16 protein-coding genes are annotated in these 17,391 nt (G+C 70.6%); 8 read left to right on the top strand and 8 right to left on the bottom strand.

Annotated features, from left to right (window positions below):
- Positions 1-10 precede the first annotated feature (10 nt).
- Positions 11-1,078 carry an FtsX-like permease family protein gene (locus tag ACFWYW_RS39070; protein WP_379616327.1) on the top strand — a complete coding sequence of 356 codons (1,068 nt, stop codon included), beginning with the start codon at positions 11-13 and terminating at the stop codon, positions 1,076-1,078.
- Positions 1,075-1,761 carry an ABC transporter ATP-binding protein gene (locus ACFWYW_RS39065; protein WP_379616329.1) on the top strand — a complete coding sequence of 229 codons (687 nt, stop codon included), beginning with the start codon at positions 1,075-1,077 and terminating at the stop codon, positions 1,759-1,761. Before ACFWYW_RS39070 ends, ACFWYW_RS39065 begins: the two co-directional genes overlap by 4 nt.
- Positions 1,762-1,833: 72 nt before the next feature.
- On the opposite strand, the gene ACFWYW_RS39060 is transcribed toward ACFWYW_RS39065, so the two are convergent.
- Complete coding sequence (locus tag ACFWYW_RS39060) at positions 1,834-1,980, bottom strand: hypothetical protein (RefSeq protein WP_379616331.1); 147 nt, start codon at positions 1,978-1,980, stop codon at positions 1,834-1,836.
- 99 nt (positions 1,981-2,079) lie between these two features.
- Here ACFWYW_RS39060 and ACFWYW_RS39055 point away from each other — a divergent pair, with 99 nt between their 5' ends.
- From ACFWYW_RS39055 to ACFWYW_RS39040, 4 genes are all read left to right on the top strand, one after another.
- Positions 2,080-2,721, top strand: coding sequence for a histidine phosphatase family protein (locus ACFWYW_RS39055; protein ID WP_379616333.1), 642 nt, complete (start codon positions 2,080-2,082; stop codon positions 2,719-2,721).
- Positions 2,722-2,814: 93 nt separating this feature from the next.
- A complete protein-coding gene (locus ACFWYW_RS39050; protein ID WP_379616335.1) occupies positions 2,815-2,943 on the top strand; it encodes a hypothetical protein in 129 nt (42 codons plus the stop codon).
- A 441-nt stretch (positions 2,944-3,384) separates the two neighbouring features.
- The gene (locus ACFWYW_RS39045; RefSeq protein WP_379616337.1) at positions 3,385-4,245 is read left to right on the top strand and encodes a S1 family peptidase; all 861 of its coding nucleotides are present in this window, start codon (positions 3,385-3,387) and stop codon (positions 4,243-4,245) included.
- A gap of 160 nt (positions 4,246-4,405) precedes the next feature.
- Entirely contained in the window at positions 4,406-5,431 is a 1,026-nt protein-coding gene (locus ACFWYW_RS39040) for an NAD(P)/FAD-dependent oxidoreductase (RefSeq protein WP_379616339.1), read from the top strand.
- A 169-nt stretch (positions 5,432-5,600) separates the two neighbouring features.
- On the opposite strand, the gene ACFWYW_RS39035 is transcribed toward ACFWYW_RS39040, so the two are convergent.
- Positions 5,601-6,263, bottom strand: a complete 663-nt coding sequence (locus ACFWYW_RS39035; RefSeq protein ID WP_379616341.1) for a response regulator — start codon at positions 6,261-6,263, stop codon at positions 5,601-5,603.
- The gene (locus tag ACFWYW_RS39030; protein WP_379616343.1) at positions 6,260-7,555 is read right to left on the bottom strand and encodes a sensor histidine kinase; all 1,296 of its coding nucleotides are present in this window, start codon (positions 7,553-7,555) and stop codon (positions 6,260-6,262) included. Before ACFWYW_RS39030 ends, ACFWYW_RS39035 begins: the two co-directional genes overlap by 4 nt.
- A 113-nt stretch (positions 7,556-7,668) precedes the next feature.
- On the opposite strand from ACFWYW_RS39030, the gene ACFWYW_RS39025 reads away from it, so the two are divergent.
- Both ACFWYW_RS39025 and ACFWYW_RS39020 read left to right on the top strand, forming a co-directional pair.
- Positions 7,669-9,069 carry a S41 family peptidase gene (locus tag ACFWYW_RS39025; RefSeq protein ID WP_379616345.1) on the top strand — a complete coding sequence of 467 codons (1,401 nt, stop codon included), beginning with the start codon at positions 7,669-7,671 and terminating at the stop codon, positions 9,067-9,069.
- 120 nt (positions 9,070-9,189) lie between these two features.
- Positions 9,190-9,867 (top strand): DUF998 domain-containing protein, encoded by a 678-nt coding sequence (locus ACFWYW_RS39020; protein ID WP_379616347.1) that lies wholly within the window; start codon positions 9,190-9,192, stop codon positions 9,865-9,867.
- A 114-nt stretch (positions 9,868-9,981) separates the two neighbouring features.
- Here the strand turns inward: ACFWYW_RS39020 and ACFWYW_RS39015 are convergent, their stop codons facing one another.
- The 5 genes from ACFWYW_RS39015 to ACFWYW_RS38995 all read right to left on the bottom strand — a co-directional run bounded on the left by ACFWYW_RS39015 (position 9,982) and on the right by ACFWYW_RS38995 (position 17,386).
- Positions 9,982-11,790, bottom strand: a complete 1,809-nt coding sequence (locus ACFWYW_RS39015) for an ABC transporter ATP-binding protein (protein ID WP_379616349.1) — start codon at positions 11,788-11,790, stop codon at positions 9,982-9,984.
- Complete coding sequence (locus ACFWYW_RS39010) at positions 11,791-13,554, bottom strand: ABC transporter ATP-binding protein (protein ID WP_379616351.1); 1,764 nt, start codon at positions 13,552-13,554, stop codon at positions 11,791-11,793.
- A gap of 313 nt (positions 13,555-13,867) precedes the next feature.
- A complete protein-coding gene (locus ACFWYW_RS39005; RefSeq protein WP_379616353.1) occupies positions 13,868-15,340 on the bottom strand; it encodes a protein kinase in 1,473 nt (490 codons plus the stop codon).
- Positions 15,341-15,528: 188 nt separating this feature from the next.
- On the bottom strand, positions 15,529-16,344 hold the full coding sequence (locus tag ACFWYW_RS39000; protein ID WP_379616355.1) for a siderophore-interacting protein: 816 nt from the start codon (positions 16,342-16,344) through the stop codon (positions 15,529-15,531).
- Positions 16,345-16,417: 73 nt separating this feature from the next.
- Positions 16,418-17,386 (bottom strand): alpha/beta hydrolase, encoded by a 969-nt coding sequence (locus ACFWYW_RS38995; RefSeq protein WP_379616357.1) that lies wholly within the window; start codon positions 17,384-17,386, stop codon positions 16,418-16,420.
- Positions 17,387-17,391: the final 5 nt, after the last annotated feature.

Raw genomic sequence — 17,391 nt, 5'->3', positions numbered from 1 at the left:
GGGGCGCGCCGTGTTCGTGGCGCTCAGAGACCTGCGCTTCGCCAAGGGACGGTTCGCCCTGATGGGCACCGTTGTCTTTCTCATCACCCTCCTGGTCACCATGCTGTCCGGCCTGACCGCCGGGCTGGCGCAGGAGAACATCTCGGCGGTGGAGAACCTGCCCGCCGATCACCTCGTCTTCGACAGCGGTGAGGAGCCCGCCTTCGCCGACAGCGGCATCACCGACGCCACGTGGCGGGACTGGCAGCACGTGCCGGGCGTCACCGCTGAGCGGCTCGGCGTCTCCATGTCGAGGCTCGCCTACGGCGACGGTCAGAGCGCGGGGGTGGCCCTGTTCGGCGTCAAGCCCGGCGGCGAACTCGCCGCCGGGCGTCCGGTGGACGCCGGCAAGGTCGTCCTGTCCGCAGCGCTCGCAGCAGACAGCGGGCTGAAGGCCGGCGACATCGTACAGATCTCCGGCAAGGACTTCGCCGTCGCCGCGACCGGGGGCGAGGCCTCCTACAGCCACGCCCCGCTCGCCTGGATCAGCATCGGCGACTGGGAACGGATGGGCCGCCAGACCGGCGCCGACACGGTGGCCACCGTCCTGGCTCTTCGTACCAGCGGCGCCCCTGACCTGGCCGCGGCCGACACCAAGCTCGCCACCACGACGGTCGCGCTGGCACAGGCGCCCGCCGCGATCGGCTCCTTCTCCTCCGAGAACGGCTCGCTCCAGCTCATGCGCGGCTTCCTGTTCGCGATCTCGGCCCTGGTCATCGGCGCGTTCTTCACCGTGTGGACGATCCAGCGGCGCGGCGACGTCGCCGTCCTGAAGGCGCTCGGCGCGAGCTCCGGCTACCTGCTGCGCGACGCGCTCGCCCAGGCCGTCATCGTACTGCTGGCCGGGGCGGGCATCGGCGGCGCGCTCGGCGCGGCCCTCGGCGCGCTCGCCGAGGGCACCGTCCCGTTCGTGCTGTCGGTGACCACCACCGTCGTACCGGTGGCGGTGATGATCCTGCTCGGCGCTGCCGGCGCCGCGCTGGCCATCCGCAAAATCACCTCCGTCGACCCGCTGATCGCCCTGGGAGCCTCCCGATGACCCTCGAACTCACCGACATCGTCCTGACCTACCCCGACGGGGACCACACACTGACCGCGCTCGACCACGTCAGCCTGACCGTCGGACCCGGCGAGTTCGCCGCCGTCGTCGGCCCGTCCGGCTCGGGCAAGTCCAGCCTGCTCGCCGTCGCCGCCACCCTCATCACCCCCGCCTCCGGCACCGTCACCATCGCCGGCCAGGACCTCTCCCAAGCCGGACAGGCCCAACGCACCAAGGTGCGCCGCGACCACATCGGAATCGTGTTCCAGCAGCCGAACCTGCTGCCCTCCCTCACCGCGCTCGATCAACTCCTGGTCATGGCGCACCTGGCCGGACAATCCCCCCGCGCGGCCGGCGTACGGGCCCGGGAACTGCTCCTGGCCATGCACCTCGCGGGCAAGGAGCACAAGCGCCCGCACCAGCTCTCCGGCGGCGAACGGCAGCGCGTCAACATCGCCCGCGCGCTGATGAACGCGCCCGATGTCCTCCTGGTCGACGAGCCCACCAGCGCGCTCGACCACCACCGCGGCGAGCAGATCGTCTCGCTGCTGGCCGAGCTCACCAAGCGCAACAACCTGGCCACCATCATGGTCACGCACGACCTGGCCACCCTGGCGATGGTCGACACCGCCTTGACCATGACCGACGGCAAACTCACCGAGGAAGCAGTACCGGTCCCCTGACCGCGGCCCATCCGGCGGCGAGCTTCCCAAGCCCCGGTAGTACCCGCAACGAGTCGCCGGGTGCGGCGGCGTCTACCGTGCCGATCGCCGGAGCCCACGGCGGACGGCCAGCTCGTAGGCGGACATCGGCAGGCCGGGGCGCGGCTCTGCCTCCACCAGCTCGCGCATGACGATGGACAGCAGCATCCAGTCGTTGCGAACGATCGACTTCGCCCTCACCGCACCAAGCAAACGCCTTCCCCTTCATCCAACGGGGTTTCACCCTGGCCCGATGAGGCGTGTGCGTCGCTCTTGTGAATCGCTCTTAAGATCACTCGCATGCGCACCATTTACGTTGTCACTCATCCGGAGGCGACGCACCACGTCGAGGGGGTCGTCGGCGGCTGGCATGATTCGCAGCTGACGCCAGCGGGCCTCCGCGCGGCGGCCTCCATTGCCCAGGCGCTGCGGGCCGAGGTTCCGGACGGCGTCGATGTGGAGCTGTTCTCCTCGGATCTGCGGCGCACCCGGCAAACGGCCGAGAAGGTTGCCGAACTGTTCGGCGTGAAACCGATCCTGGATCGCAGGCTGCGGGAGAAGTCCTACGGAGAGGCGGGGGGAAGGCCACAGGAGTGGCTGGACCAGCGATTCGTCCCGCCGCCGGCTGTCGGGGAGCGGTTGGAACATGACGAGGGTGTGGAGGGCGCCGAGACCAAGGCGGCGTGGGCGCAGCGCATCTACGCGGCCATGGACGAGGTCGTGCAGCGCCCCTGCGAACACCAGATCATCGTGACGCACGGTGGCTCCCTGACACTCGTCGTGGCTTCGTGGATCAAGATGCCGATCAAGGCGGTCGGCCATGCCAGTTTCCGGGCGCCATCCGGCAGCATCACCACGCTGCGCGAAGACGACTTCTTCCATAACCGCCAGGTCGTCAGCCTCGGTGACACCCGCCATCTCGACCCCGCCAAAGATGGCTGACCTCAACCAGGCCCCCTTCGACGGCCAGTGATGGGCTCCCGCTGAGCACAAGCTTTCTTGGTTCAGGCGCCTGTATCCGTCGCCCCAGACGAGATGCCCCGCCTGGCCAGCTTCCGGGATCGCCTGGCGGAAGCCAAGGAGCATGGGCGGCTCGGCGAAGTCGTCGCGAGCGAGGCCAGCCTCATCGCCGCCGACCAGAAACTGGCCAGATGCAGCACCTGATGGGCGTCCGGAGCCTTCGCGCGAGGAGTTCATGCGGGCCAGCCCCCGCCGGCCCAAGCATGGCGGGCCGTTCGACTTGTCCGGCCCGGCCACTTGGTCCGCGACCGCGGTCACCACCGTGACCGACACCAGCCACTACGGCAAAGCCGCCCGGCTGGGCGGGCAGCCCCTACGGCCGGCGCGGCCCCCTCACCTACGCCCAAGTCCAACCTGAGCTGGTAGCGCAGGCCCTTGTCGATGTCACCAAACAGGGGGTGGTCACGAGTCTCGATGAGGGAGGTGCGCCACTCATCCTCATTCTCGCCCGGTCACAAGCATGATCGCTTACGTCGGTTCCAACGAAAATCGCAGGTAGCCTGGCACCGCGGGCATGTTGACCTGGCAGAACGCCGCGCGAAGCGTCGGGGCCCCCGCACGCACCTCTCGACCGACTGGAGACCTGTGTTCAAGGCAACCGGCAGACGATCAGTGGTGCTCGCCACCCTCATGGCCGCCGGGCTCGCGCTGACCACCGCGACCACGGCCGCGGCGAGCACCGGCCGCCCCGCGATCATCGGTGGAAAGGCCGCGACGGAGACCTACTCGTTCATGGTCTCGTTCCAGCTGCGGAAACTACCCGAGCACCACTGCGGCGGTTCCCTCATCGCCCCGGACTGGGTCGTCACCGCCGCCCACTGCAAGGGACTCATGAAGCCCGGCAAGACGCAGGTGCGGATCGGCTCACTCGAGCGTGACACAGGCGGAACTCGCACCAGCGTCAAGCGCGTCATCACCCATCCCAACCAGGACAAGCCCGGCATGCGCGGGGAACCCAAGGACGACATCCTGCTGGTCCAGCTGGATCGGCCGGTAGACCTCGAGCCCATCCGCATCGCCGACGGCCCAGGCCGGGTAGGCGAGCCGAGCCGCGTCATCGGCTGGGGCATGACCTGCGACGACTCCGACGATCCGACCTGCTCGAACGGTGCACGGCAGTTGCAGGAACTCGACACCGTACGCGTACCCGACACGCGGTGCTCTTCCCTCAACCGAGGCGAGGAGCTGTGCACCGGTGAGCTCAACGGGCGTGCTGCCAGCGCCTGCAACGGCGACTCAGGCGGTCCACAGATCCGCAAGGTCGGCGGCCGGTGGGAGCTGGTCGGAGCCACCTCGCGCGACGGCGACGACATGGCGGACCGCACGAACGGCGACGCCGGCTGCTCCACCAACCCCAGGGGTGGGCCAGGAGTCGGCATCTGGACCGACGTGACCCACTACCGTTCCTGGATCACCGACACCATCAGGGCACACAGCGCCTCCTGACCATTGCGGTCAGGCGCCGATGGCGTAGGGGCTGGTAGTGGAGGCCCTCCGCCCAGCCACGCCCTATTCCCCAAAGAAACCGCCTGACCGCTGGCTATCCGGGTGGCATGGTGGCCGATATCCGGTGTCGCGGCAGTGCCTCACCTGCTAGAACCCTGGCATGGATGATCGTGGCATCGTCGTGGTTGGCGCCGGCATCATCGGGGCGTCATTGGCCTACCACCTGGCCGGGCGCGGCCGACCCGTCACGTTGATCGATGCAGGCCTGCCGGGTTCGGGCGTCACCCGCGCTTCTTTCGCCTGGATCGGACGATCGGTCGCCGGCGACTCGCCCTCGGCGCCGCTGCGCTCCCTCGCGCTGGAGGAGTACCGGCGGCTGGAGACGGAGCTTCCCGAACTGTCGGTCCGCTGGTCGGGTTCACTCAGCTGGGACGGCTTCGACGAGACCCCGGGACCGCGCACGGAGGATGTCGCAGCGCTGGAACCGCACCTGCTCGATCCCCCGGCCGTGGCCGTTCACCGCCCGGAAGATGCGGCGTTCGACCCCGTCGCGGTGACCGATCTCCTGGTCGCCGCCGCACGCGACCGGGGCGCGCGGTTGCTGACGGGGGTACTGGCGACTGCCCTCGACCACCAGGCGGGCACGGTGAGCGGTATCCGGACGACCGCCGGAGACGTTCCCGCTGAGACCGTCGTCTTGGCCGCCGGTACCGGCACGGTTGCCCTGTGCTCCGGGATCGGCATCACCCTGCCCATCGAGCCGTCGCCCGCCGTCCTCGTCCGGTTGCGCGCAGCGCCGGGCCTGGTCCGAACGATCGTCGCGACGCCGTCGCTGGAGGTCCGGCAGCTCGACGACGGTACGGTCCTGGCCCCCATGGCCTACAGCGGCGAGACGGACCAGGCCGCGCTGCTCGAGACCGCCGAGCGTGTCCGCGACCGGTTCGCCGCTTCCTTCGCCGGAGCCGCCGGCACGAAGGTTGCCTCCGTCGAGATCGGCTGGCGCCCGATGCCTGCCGACGGGGAACCGGTCATCGGCCGGCCTGGCGGCACCCGGGGTCTGTACGTCACCGTGATGCACTCGGCGATCACCCTGGCCGCCGCCACCGGCCGCCTCGCCGCTACCGAAATCCTCACCGGCTCACCAGCCCCCGAGCTCGCCGGCTGCCGGCCAGACCGGTTCCACTGACTCCCTCAGCGACAACCTGGCCGTGCGAATATTGCGCTCTGGCGGCCACCTGGCACCTCATCGGCTCCCTCGCCCTACCCCATGAGCGGCAAACCGACTGGCGAGAGACCCTGGCGACCTAGAGAGGGCCGCGGACCCACGCACACAGCCCTGCGATTTCGGACGCCGCCTACCAGGTTCCCGCTCTGACCAGGCCGCACTCATAGGCGAACACCACCGCCTGGACACGATCGCGCAACTCCAGCTTGGCCAGAATGCGGCTCACATGCCCCTTGACCGTTCCCTCGGTGAGGAAGAGCCGACCGGCGATCTCGGCGTTGGACAGGCCGCGGGCGATCAGTTCGAGCACCTCCCGTTCCCGCTCGGTCAAGCTGCGCAGTTCAAGGTCGGAACGAGGCATAGGGTCCGCGTTCGTGCCGATGTGGCGTTCGATGAGGCGCTTGGTCACGGCGGGCGCCACGATGGCGTCGCCTCGGGCCACCGCACGTATCGCCGAGAGCAGGTCGGGGGCGAGGGTGTCCTTGAGGATGAAGCCGCTGGCGCCGGCCCGCAGCGCCGCGTAGACGTACTCGTCGAGGTCGAAGGTGGTCAGGATGAGGATGCGCGGCTGATCGAAGCGGGCGCGGACCAGGTTTGTGGCTTCGACGCCGTCGACGTCGGGCATCCGGATGTCCATCAGCACCACGTCCGGCCTGGTCTCGGCGACCAGTGGCACCACGTGGCCGCCGTCGGCCGCCTCGCCGACCACGGCCATGTCCTCGGCGTTGTCCAGGATCATCCGCAGGCCGGCGCGGAGCAGGGCCTGATCGTCGACGAGGAGCACTCTTATCATGCCGGGCCTCCGTCAAAAGGCAGTCGAGCGTGTACGGCGAAGCCGTCCGGCCCGGGTCCGGCACTGATCGAGCCGCCCAGCACCCACACGCGCTCGCGCATCCCGCGCAGCCCGTTGCCCGCGTTCCCCGGCTGCCGGGCGGTCAGGCCGTCGTCGCTCACCACGACGATCAGTTCGCGTTCGCCGTAGGTGAGGTCCACGCGCGCCCGCGCGCCGCGCCCGGCATGCTTCATCGTGTTGGTCAGCGCCTCCTGGACGATCCGATATCCCGCGAGGTCGACCGCGGTCGGCAGCGGCTTCGGCGAGCCGCTGACGTGCAGTTCGACGGGGGTGCCGGACGCGCGTACCTTGTCGACGAGGTGAGGTAGCCGGACAAGTCCTGCGACGGGGTGCGTCGAGGGCGGTCCGGTGGCGGCCAGGACATGCCGCATGTCGGCCAGCGAGGCGCGGCCCGTCTCGACGATCGTGTCAAGGGCGGCGATCGTGTCCTGCGGGCGCCTGGCGAACGCGGCCGCGCCGCCTTGCGCCTGCATGACGATCACCGACAGGCCGTGGGCGACCACGTCGTGCAGTTCACGGGTGATCCGGCCGCGCTCGGCGGCCGCGGACAGGGCCGCCTGCTGGTCGCGCTCGCGTTCGAGGTCATGGGCGCGCGCGGTGAGCTCGTCCAGGTAGTCGCGGCGGTGGCGGGCTCCCGCTCCCATCGCCCATGCGGCCACCAGCACGGGGAGAAGGATGGGGAACCCGCCCCAGTCCGTCGGCCCGATCGGCGGCCGGTCCTGCTCGTCGGGAGCCGGCACGGCCTGCGGCTTGCCGAGTGGCAGCCGCACGACGAGTTCGGCCTCGGCTCCGGGCGACTCGCCGACGGACCAGCCGTCCGGCCGGCCGTCCAGCGCCACGTACGCCGACCATCCCGTCGCCACGAGCAACGTGGCGCCGGACAGGGCGAGCGACAACGTGCGGCGATGAAGCTGCGCGACGGCGTGGAGCGTGATCGGGACGGCCAGGTCCGCCGGCGTCGGCCCGGCGATCACGGCCATGTGCGCCACGGTCGCGAGGCAGGCGGCGGCAAGCGCGGTGACCGGCCATCGGCGGCGGACCGCCACGGCCACCACGCAGACCGCGGTCGCGGTCCACCAGATCGTCAGCGCGGCGGGCCACTCCCCGTCCACCGGCAAGCCGGCGCCTCTGCGCACGCTGGTGCCCGCATCGTTCAGCACGATCGTGGCGATCAGCAGGGCAACGGCCAGGCCGCCATCCTGGATCGCCGGCTTGCGCAGAAGAGTGTCCATATGGTCGCGAGCCTAGGAGCTGAGACGTAGGGCGCCCATATGCCGCAGGTCAGGGTTCAGATCATGACCGTGGTCAGATGCGCGACCGGCGCGGCTCCTTCCAGCCTTGGCGCATGAACCTACGCTCACTCCTCGCGGCGGCCCTCGTGCCCCTGGTCACCCTTGGCTGCGCGGGAACGCCGGCCCCGGCCGTAGCGGCGCCGTGCGCGCCCGCCCCCATGGGCGAGTCACCTCCGCTCAGCCCGACCACCACCGGCACGCTCGCCCAGGCCTACCACTGCATCCTCGCCAAGTACGCCGGCGGCCCCGTCCTGAACCATCAGGTGCTGCTGACCGCGGCCTTCGCCGGGCTCACCCAGGAGCTCCAGCGCCGGGGCAAGGACCAGCCGGATGCCATGCTGCCCCCGCTGGCCGGCGACCGTACCGCCGACTGGACGACCTTCAGCACCGTCTACCAGCGGATCGCCGACAGGCTGCCCAGCGACCCCGACCTGCGCCAAGCCCTCGCGGCGGCCACGATGAGGGCCATGGTCTCCGCCCTCCACGACAACCACGCCGCCTGGGTACGCGAGGAACCGGGCCCGGCTCCGGTAAAGGAGAAGGGTGGGATGATCGAGTTCGGCACGGGCATCGCCGGCCACTCACCAGCCGAGGACGACCCGGCCGGCGCGCCACCGCTGTTCATCACCATGGTGCGAACCGGGAGCCCGGCCGCCCGGCTGGGCGTGCGGCCCGGCGACGTCATCCGCACCGTCAACGGAACCCCGGCGCTGACGGACGGGATCCTGTCGCGTAAGACGGTGAACGTCCTCATCGGCGATCCGGCCACGAAGGCGCCGGTACGGCTGACGCTGCACCGGCCCGCCACCGGCCGCACCTGGTCCGTGACGATCAAGCCCGCCGCCTACGAGGGATCGCCGCTGGGCTTCTCCAAGCGGCTGAAGGACGGCGTCGCCTACGTCAAACTGGCCGGCTTCCTCCCCGGTGGCGAGAAAAGGGTCTTCGACGACATCGCACGCATGCGCGACGAAGGCCCGCTGCGCGGCGTCGTCCTCGACCTGCGCGGGAACGGCGGCGGCTTCCCCGGCACAGCCGTCAAACTGGTGAGCGCCTTCGCCCACGGCAAGACCATCGGCTACCTGTGCGACGCGAGGAACACCTGTCAGCCCAAGGTCACCGACGACACGGTCCCCTTGCTGAACCTGCCGCTCGTCGTCCTGACCGACCGGGGCTGCGCGTCGGCGTGCGACGCCTTCAGCGCCGCGGTCAAGGACCTCGGCCTGGGCACGCTCGTCGGCACCCGCACGGCGGGAATCGTCTCCGGTCCTGCCGGCGGCTTCCTCCTCGACGACGGCAGCGTTCTGGAACTGCCCATGCGGTACGGCCTCGGCCCGAACAAGGAGATCATCAACACGATCGGCGTCCCACCGGACCACCACGCCCCTCTCACCGCAAAGGACCTCTCCAACGGCCGCGACCCCGGCCTCACCAAGGCGCTCAGCTTGCTGCCCTGACAGCGACCTGATCCCGTGGCCGATGCCGGCCGGCACCACGTTGATCCCGTACCAAAGTAGGGCCGCTCCAGCTCTTAGTGCGCTGTCCGCCGATGCCCCGCTCCGAGTCGAATCAGTGGCATGGCCCTTTCCACTCGCGCTCTCCTGCGCTGCGGCAGTCTCGGAGTACCCGCCTTCCTCGTCCTGTTTCACGCCGACATGCTGACCCGTAGCGGTTTCGACATCCTCGTGCACGGCCCGAGCCAGTTGATGACCGGAGACCGGGGATGGCTGCAGATCGGCAACTTCGTCGTCACCGGGCTGCTGCTGATCGCCTTCGCCGCCGGGGTCCGCCGCACGCTGCCCGCCTCCCGCTGGGCTCCCGGGCTCATCGCCGCGTACGGCGTCGCCATGATCTGCACCGGCGTCTTCGTCACCGATCCCCAGAAGGGCTACCCGCCCGGAACACCACAGGACGCCCTTCCCGACGTCACCTTCCCGGCGAGCTGGCACGAACAGTTGCACACGGTGTCGGTCTTCACGCTGTACCTCGCGGCGACCGCCGCCTGCTGCGTGCTGGCCCGCACCTTCGCCCAGAGACCCGGAGGGCGGCCCTGGGCGCTCGCCATGCTCGGCTTCGCCGTGGCCGCACCCGGCGTCCTGGTGACCGGCACACTGATCATGCCGCACTCCTCGATCGACTGGGTGTTCTCCCGCCTGGTCATCCCGCTCGGCTGGTGCTGGGCGTGGCTGGCGGCGCTGTACCTGCTCCGCCAGGCCGCACGCAGCGCCGCACACGAGCCGACGCCAACCCGCTAACCCATGGTGATCGTCCTGCATCACCGCCGCACCAAAGAGGCGCACCACGGGACGACACAGGCCGCGCTCGGATGACCTCGAGCTGATCCGTGTCGTCGTCAGTGCGGTGGCCGGCTAATTGACGGTGACGAAGCCGGTGCCGGGGCGGTAGTTGGGCGACTGGTGCCTGAAGTAGGTGTTGTACACCTCGCAGTAGCGCCCGCCCTTGGCCAGCAGTGTGGAGTGATCGCCCTGCTCCACGATCCGGCCGTGGTCGAGCACGATGATCCTGTCCACGTGCTCGATCGTGGACAACCGGTGCGCGATCACGATGGAGGTCCGGCCGGCCAGCACGGTGTCGAGTCCGTCCTGGATCTGCGCCTCGGTCAGCGGGTCGACGCTGGCCGTCGCCTCGTCCAGGACGACGATCGCGGGGTTCTGGATGAGGAGCCTGGCCAGGGCCACGAGCTGGCGCTGGCCCATGGACAGGGATCTGCCGTGTTCGCCGACGTCGCTGGCCAGGCCGTCGGGCAGCGTCTCGATCCAGTCGCCGCCTCCCACACCGATGGCCGCCTCCAGCACCTCCTCGTCCGTGGCCTCTGGGCGCGGATAGCGGATGTTGTCGGCGACCGTACCGCTGAACAGGAACGGCAGTTGCGGCACCGCCCCGATCTGCCGGCGGTAGGCCGGGAGGTCGAGGGTCCTGATGTCGCGGCCGTCGATGAGGAGGGTGCCGTCCTGGAACTCGTAGAAGCGGGTGATGAGCTTGCTCAGCGTGGACTTGCCCGCCCCCGTGTGGCCGACCAGCGCCACGGTCTGCCCGGCCTCGATCGTGAGGCTGAAGTCCTGAAGGACCGGGACCTCGGCGGAGTAGCCGAAGCTCACGTCACTGAACTCGATCCGCCCCGCCAGCCTGCCGACCGGCTGCGCGTCGGTCTGTACCACTCGCGGGGGCGCGTCGATCAGTGCGAACACCCGCTCGGCCGCCGTCAGGCCCTGCTGGAACTGTGACCAGAAGGCGGCGATCGAGGTCAGCGGGAACCAGAAGAACGCGATGGCCTGCAGGAACAGATACCAGTCACCGGCCGACAACCCGCCGTCCACCACCGACCTGCCGCCGACCAGGACCAGCCCCACCTCTGCCAGTCCGGCGATGAGGAACAGCAGCGGAAAGATGCTGGAGAAGACGAAGCCCTGGCGCAGGTTCACCGCGTAGCTCTGCTCGTTGATCGGACGGAACTCGTCGTAGACCCGCTGCTCCTGGCGGAAGTTCTTGGCGACGGCGATCCCGCCCATGGTCTCGTTGAGGTTGGCGTTGACCCGGCTCATCGAGCGCTGGGCCCGGCGCGTGGTGGTGCGCGCGATCCGCCGGAACTGCAGCGCGCACAGGATCACGATCGGCGCGATGACCAGCGTCAGCAGGGCGAGCGGAGCGCTGCGCGTGAACAGCAGCGCGGTGACGAAGCCGACGACCAGCACCTGGCTGAGCAGGTCCATGCTGAGGCCGACGACGTTGGCGAAGTCGTCGGTGTCGGAGGTGACCCGGCTGACGATCCGCCCGGACGGGTTCTCGTCGTAGAACGACATGTCCCGCTCCAGGACCGCGTCGAAGGCGTCCTCGCGCAGGTTGAGCACCACGTCGCCGGTGGCCTTGGCGTTGAACCACTGCCGGACGAAGCTGAACGCCCAGCCGAGGGCGCCCGCGAGCAGGATGCCTCCGGCCAGTGCCCAGATGTTGCCGCCCGCGACGATCCTGTCGATGCCCGAACTGCTCATCAGAGGTACGGCCGCCTGTGCCGCGGAGCCGAGCACGACCATCAGGGCGACCAGGAGCATCGCCCATCGTTTGGGCCAGAAGTAGCGCAGGATACGGCGGAGCAGGTCGCGGTCGCTGTAGGCGCGGTCGTAGTCTTCGGCCTCCAGGCCGTCCATCAGGAAACCCATCTAGACGGGCACCTCCACCTCGTCGTAGTGGGAGAAGATCCGGCGATAGAGCGGGCTTCGGCCGAGCAGCTCGTGGTGGGTGCCGAAGTCGACCGCCTCGCCCCGCCGGAGCAGCAGGACCTTGTCGGCCCAGCGGATCTGGGCGAGCCGGTGCGTGATCAGCAGCGTGGTCCGGCCGGACTGGATGCGTTCGATCGCCTGCTGGATCAGGTCCTCGGTGCCGGAGTCGATGGCGCTGGTCGAGTCGTCGAGGATCAGGATGGCCGGGTCGGTGAGCAGGGCGCGGGCGATGGCCAGGCGCTGGCGCTGGCCGCCGGACAGCGTGACGCCGCGCTCGCCGATCACGGTGTCGTAGCCGTCCTCGAGCTCGGCGATGAACTCCGCGGCCTGCGCGTCGGCCGCCGCGGCCTCGATGGCCTCGCGGCTGGCCTGCTGGCCCAGGCCGAAGGCGATGTTCTCGGCCACCGGACGGGAGAACAGCACGATGTCCTGCTCGATGGTGGAGATCTGCGAGCGCAGCGAGTCGAGGTTCCAGTCGCGCACGTCGACGCCGTCGACCTGGATCCTCCCGGAGTCGACGTCGAAGGTCCTGGAGACGAGCTTGGTCAGCGTGCTCTTGCCCGAGCCGGTTTCGCCGACGATGGCCACCGTTTCGCCGGGCCGTACCGTGAAGGACAGGTTTTTCAGGACCTGTGCGCCCGCGTAACCGAACGAGACGTCCTCGAACACGACCTCGCCGCGCATCGCAGCCGTGTGGCCGTCGGCGTGCTGGTCGAGCTCCGTCTCGGCGTTCATGATCTCCAGGATGCGGCGCGCGCCCACCAAGCCCAGCTGGACCAGTGAGAACGTGAACGTCGACACGTTCGTCGGGAAGTGCAGCAGGCCCATCAGGCCCATGAACGCGATCAGCTGGCCGAGGGTGAGGGCACCTGTGGAGTGCAGGTGGACGCCGTGCCACAGGGCCCCCGCCATGGCCACGGCGAGCAGCAGGGTCGGCAGGTAGCGGGCGCGGACCAGGCCCTCGCGGACGAACAGGTCGCGGTAGGTCCGGGCGTTGCGCCGGAACCTGAGCCGCTCGCCGCCTTCCTGCGCGGTCACCTTGATGACCTCCATGCCGCGCACGGCCTCGCTCAGCCCGGCGTTCAGCGTGCCGAACCTCTCGCGCATCCCGGTCGCGACCGGATTGAGCTGCCGCATGTAGTGCCACAGCGAGAAGCCGAAGGCGACCATGAAGATCGCGGGCACGAGCAGCAGCCGCGGGTCGATGAACGCGATGAACACCAGCGGGATGACGGCCTGGGCGCCGGAGTCGACGATCATGTCGAGGCCGGGCGCGACCAGCATGCGCAGTTGCCTGATGTCGTTGGCCGCGCGGGCCATCAGATCGCCGACGCGCTGGCGGTTGTGGAAGGTCTGACTCTTGCCGAGCAGGCTCACGTACAGCTCGTCGCGGGTGTCGCGGTTGAGCCGGTTGGCGAGCAGCTCGCTGCTCAGGCGGGCGCAGAAGTCGAGCAGGCCGCGCACCGCGACGACGCCCAGCAGCACCAGGGCGATCGGGAGCACGTCCTGCCGGGCGAGGACGGCGTCGAAGGCGTCACCGACCAGGCCGGGGATGGCCGCGTTGAGCACCACCATCGCGACCGCTCCGACCAGGGACCCGGTCAGGTACAGCGGCTGGCGGCGCAGGTGCGACCAGATCCAGCGGGCCGGGCCCCGCCGATCATGGCGCGCCCCTGGGACCGTGAACTCCGCCCGTGTTGTCACGCTGTTCCCTTCGCCAAGCACGCCGGCGACTGTTGTATCAAATTCGACCGACAGTTCGGAATCGGTTATCCGGGCACCGGATCGGGATTCGGCCCGCACGGGAACGGCCGACGCCCACTGTTCCCGGCCGCGGCGCAGGGCGCTCGAGATCAGCCCGGTGCCGATGTGCCCGGTCAGGGACAGCCTCCGCTGCTCAGAGCCGGGGCAACACCTGCCGGAGCGGGCCGGCCTCCCCGACGAGACACCGGTGCACGAGCGCCGGGCGGCAACCCCGGCCGCGACCTGCACCGTGGGGTTGAGCAGGGCCGCGGGGTCAGGTGGTGGTCGGGGTGGAGGTGAGAGTGGGAGTCAGGGGCGGGGAGGTGGTGGGGGTGGGGGATTCCTCGCCCGGCCCCTCCTGGGGGATCGTGGTGATGCTGGTCGAGGGCACCGGGCAGTCCCGCTTGGCCGCGTTCCCCCGCTTGCGGCCCGCCGGGTTCACGCAGTCGTCGTCCTCCGACGGCTCAGGGAGGAACGTTCCCGGGGGCGGGCTGCCCGAGGAGTGGCGGTGGGACGACGGGGTCGGGACGGCGCTGGGGCTGAGGGTGCGGGTCAGCGTGACGGCCGGGCTGGACGGGGGTGTGGTGATCGGGGCCGGTACTCCGGAGGCCGGGCCGGTGGTGGGGCGCACGGTGGAGCCCGCCGACCCGTGCGGCTGCACGATCGGGAGGTCGGGAATGACGGAACTGCCGGAGAAGCCGAGGCTGCCCTGGTTCCCCGCGGCCACGACGGTGATCGCCGCGATCGAGACCGTGGCCAGTGCCGCGAAGCTGGCGTGGGACAAGTGGGCCCCGGCCCGGGCCCGGCGGCGTTTGGGGGTCTCGCCGGTGGGGGGCGGCGCGAGCCGTACCCTGCCTGCTCCCGGAGGGTAGGGCACGGGCGTCCAGAGCTCGTCCAGGACGTCACCCACGGCGGCGCGCAGGTCCCAGGGGTCGCCGACGCCGCCCGCGGCGAGCAGCGCGCGCAGCAGGTCGGCGGCGCGGGGGCGGTCGGCGGGCTCCTTGGCCAGGGCCGCCTCCACCGCGGGCCGCAGCATGGCGGGGACGGCGTCCAGGCGGGGCGGTTCCAGCAGGATGCGGCGGGTGAGCACGTCGGTCTCGCCGCGGCCGAACGGGTGGTGGGCGGTCGCGGCGAAGGCGACCAGGCAACCCCATGAGAAGACGTCCGACGCCGGTACGGCCGCGCCCCCCGTCAGCCGTTCGGGCGCCACCCACCCGGGACTGCCCATGACCTGCCCGGCCTGCGTGTGGGCGGCGAGGGTGTCGACGTCGCGGGCGATGCCGAAGTCGATGACGCGCGGCCCCTTCGTGGACAGCAGCACGTTGCCCGGCTTCAGGTCCCGGTGGACGAAACCGGCGTCGTGCACCGCGACGAGCGCGGCGGCCACGCCGAGGGCGACGCCGTACGCCAGATCGGGGGTGAGCGGCCCGCGGGCCACGACGACCTGCGAGAGCGCGGGCCCCGGGATGTACTCGGTGACGAGGTAGGGCCGGTCGCGGTCGGTGCCGTCCTCGACGACGGCGGCGGTGCAGAACGGCACCACCCGCCGCGAGAACGCGACCTCCTCGGCGAACCGCGCCCGCAGCGTCTGGTCGCCCAGGTGCGTCGCGTGCGGGGTCTTGAGCGCGACGAGCCCGCCGCGGGGGTGTTCGGCGAGGTAGACGACGCCCATGCCGCCCGTGCCGAGCCGGCCCAGGAGAAGGTATCGGCCGATGATGACCGGGTCGCCCACCGTCAGCGGTCGCACGCCTGGAGGCATGTCGCTCGCACCACGCGCCATCCGGATCTCGCCTCTCCTGTCTGGGACCTGGCAAGCACACTGTGGCCCCATCGGGCGGAGGGTTTCCGCATGGTTTTCCCAAGGGGTATCGCGCGTAAGGCGGGTGTTACCTTTCGGTTAGTAAGGGGTGTGACTGGACGGCCTGAAGTGGCGTTTTACGACGACAGCTCCTTGGCCTCCTCGGCCTCGACCGCCTGGTTCCAGTCTCGCTTGACCGCCCGCCAGCCCTCGTCGTCGACGCCGAGCCGCCAGTAGCCGGAGATCGACAACCGCTCCAGGGGTACGCCGCGCTCGACCCGCAGGTGGCGCCGGAGCTCCTTGACGAAACCGGCCTCGCCGTGGACGAACGCGTGCACGTCGCCCTCGGGGAACTCCAGCCCCCGCACCGCCTCGACCAGCAGTTGCCCGACCGGCCGATCGCCGCGGTAGAGCCAGGTGACCGGGCGCTCCATCTTCTGCTCCTCGACCGGCCCGTCGATCTCGACGAACACGTGCGCCACGGCGTCCTCCGGCAACGCCTCCAGGGCGGCGGCGATCGCGGGCAGCGCGCTCTCGTCGCCGACGAGCAGGTGCCAGGCGGCGGCCGGGTCGGGGGTGTAGCCGCCGCCGGGGCCGAGCATGTAGAGGGTGTCGCCGGGCTTGGCGGCGGCCGCCCAGGGACCGGCCAGTCCCTCGTCGCCGTGGTGCACGAAGTCGATCGTCAGCTCCAGCGTGTCGGGGTCCCAGGCGCGCACGGTGTAGGTGCGCAGCCTCGGCCAGTGCTCGCGGGGCATCTCCTCACGACAGGTCTGCACGCTGAACGGCTCCGGATACTCCACGCCCTCATGGCGGAAGACGAGCTTCACGTAGTGGTCGGTCAGCCCGGAGGTGGCGAAGCCGCGCAGGCTCTCCCCGCCCACCACCACGCGGATCATGTGCGGCGTCAGCTGCTCGGTCCGCAGCACGGTCGCCTTGTGCTCGCTCTTCGACATCCGGGCCCCATTCCCCCTCGGGAGCTTAGTTAGGTATACCTAACCTACACCCCGCGCCAGGAGCGATGGGCCGTCAGGCGGCATCTTCGAGGAAAGTCCGCCCCCGCACGTCGGCCAGGAACGCCGCCATGTGGCGGAACGCCAGCCGGGCCTCCGGCAGCACGTCGGCCAGGATGGGGAAGACGTGCGGCATCCGGGGCCACTCCTCGTAGCGCACCGGCACGCCCGCCCGGCGGGCCCTGACCGCGACCCGGCGGGCCTCGTCGCGCAGCACTTCGGTGGAGCCGGTGACGATCATCAGCGGCGGCAGGCCGGCGTAGTCGCCGTTCACCGGGGAGACGAGCGGATCGCGCGGGTCGAGCCCGGCCGTCCAGTGCCGGGCCAGCCAGCGCACCCGCCCGGCGGGCAGCATCGGGTCCTGCCAGCGGTTGGCGCGGCGCGGCACGTCGGTCAGGTCGGCCCACGGCGACAGGCACAGGGCCGCCTCGGGCAGGGGCAGGCCGCGGTCGCGCAGGGCCAGCAGGGTGGCCAGGCAGAGATGGCCACCGGCGGAGTCCCCCGCCAGCAGGATGTCGGACGGCGCGTGGCCGCGGGCCAGCAGGCAGGAGTACGCGTCCAGTGCGTCGGCCAGCGACTCCGCCAGCCGGTGCACCGGCCCCTGCCGGTAGTCGAGGGCGAGCACCGGGCGGCGCGCCACGACCGACAGCCGCCAGGTGAGAGGCCGGTGGGTACGCGGCGAGCAGGAGAAGTAGCCGCCGCCGTGGAAGTAGAGCAGCACCTTGCGCTCGTCCAGGCCCGCACCGGCGCGGATCCACTCGCCGCCGCAGTCGCTGAACCGGGCGGGGACGATGCCGACATGATCCGGCGGGGCCATCGGCAGCAGGCGCGACAGCGTGCCCAGCCGGGCGGCGGCGTCGAGCGCGAGCGGGTGGCGCAGCAGCAGGCTGGACGCGGGCTTCAGCGTGCCGCGCAGCAGGCCGTTGAGCGTGCGCGCCTGCCAGCTCATGGGGTAGTCGGGATAGACGTCCCTGTCGATGCGCATACAAG

This window comes from Nonomuraea sp. NPDC059023 (genome assembly GCF_042740095.1).
Taxonomy (GTDB): domain Bacteria; phylum Actinomycetota; class Actinomycetes; order Streptosporangiales; family Streptosporangiaceae; genus Nonomuraea.
The sequence above is the reverse complement of the archived record's forward strand: the minus strand, read 5'-3'. Positions and strand labels throughout refer to the sequence as shown.

Coding starts and splice junctions, on each gene's coding strand:
- ACFWYW_RS39065 (WP_379616329.1), top strand. CDS start 1,075: ATGACCCTCGAACTCACCGACATCGTCCTGACCTACCCCGACGGGGAC.
- ACFWYW_RS39055 (WP_379616333.1), top strand. CDS start 2,080: ATGCGCACCATTTACGTTGTCACTCATCCGGAGGCGACGCACCACGTC.
- ACFWYW_RS39050 (WP_379616335.1), top strand. CDS start 2,815: ATGCCCCGCCTGGCCAGCTTCCGGGATCGCCTGGCGGAAGCCAAGGAG.
- ACFWYW_RS39040 (WP_379616339.1), top strand. CDS start 4,406: ATGGATGATCGTGGCATCGTCGTGGTTGGCGCCGGCATCATCGGGGCG.
- ACFWYW_RS39035 (WP_379616341.1), bottom strand. CDS start 6,263: ATGATAAGAGTGCTCCTCGTCGACGATCAGGCCCTGCTCCGCGCCGGC.
- ACFWYW_RS39030 (WP_379616343.1), bottom strand. CDS start 7,555: ATGGACACTCTTCTGCGCAAGCCGGCGATCCAGGATGGCGGCCTGGCC.
- ACFWYW_RS39025 (WP_379616345.1), top strand. CDS start 7,669: ATGAACCTACGCTCACTCCTCGCGGCGGCCCTCGTGCCCCTGGTCACC.
- ACFWYW_RS39020 (WP_379616347.1), top strand. CDS start 9,190: ATGGCCCTTTCCACTCGCGCTCTCCTGCGCTGCGGCAGTCTCGGAGTA.
- ACFWYW_RS39015 (WP_379616349.1), bottom strand. CDS start 11,790: ATGGGTTTCCTGATGGACGGCCTGGAGGCCGAAGACTACGACCGCGCC.
- ACFWYW_RS39000 (WP_379616355.1), bottom strand. CDS start 16,344: ATGTCGAAGAGCGAGCACAAGGCGACCGTGCTGCGGACCGAGCAGCTG.
- ACFWYW_RS38995 (WP_379616357.1), bottom strand. CDS start 17,386: ATGCGCATCGACAGGGACGTCTATCCCGACTACCCCATGAGCTGGCAG.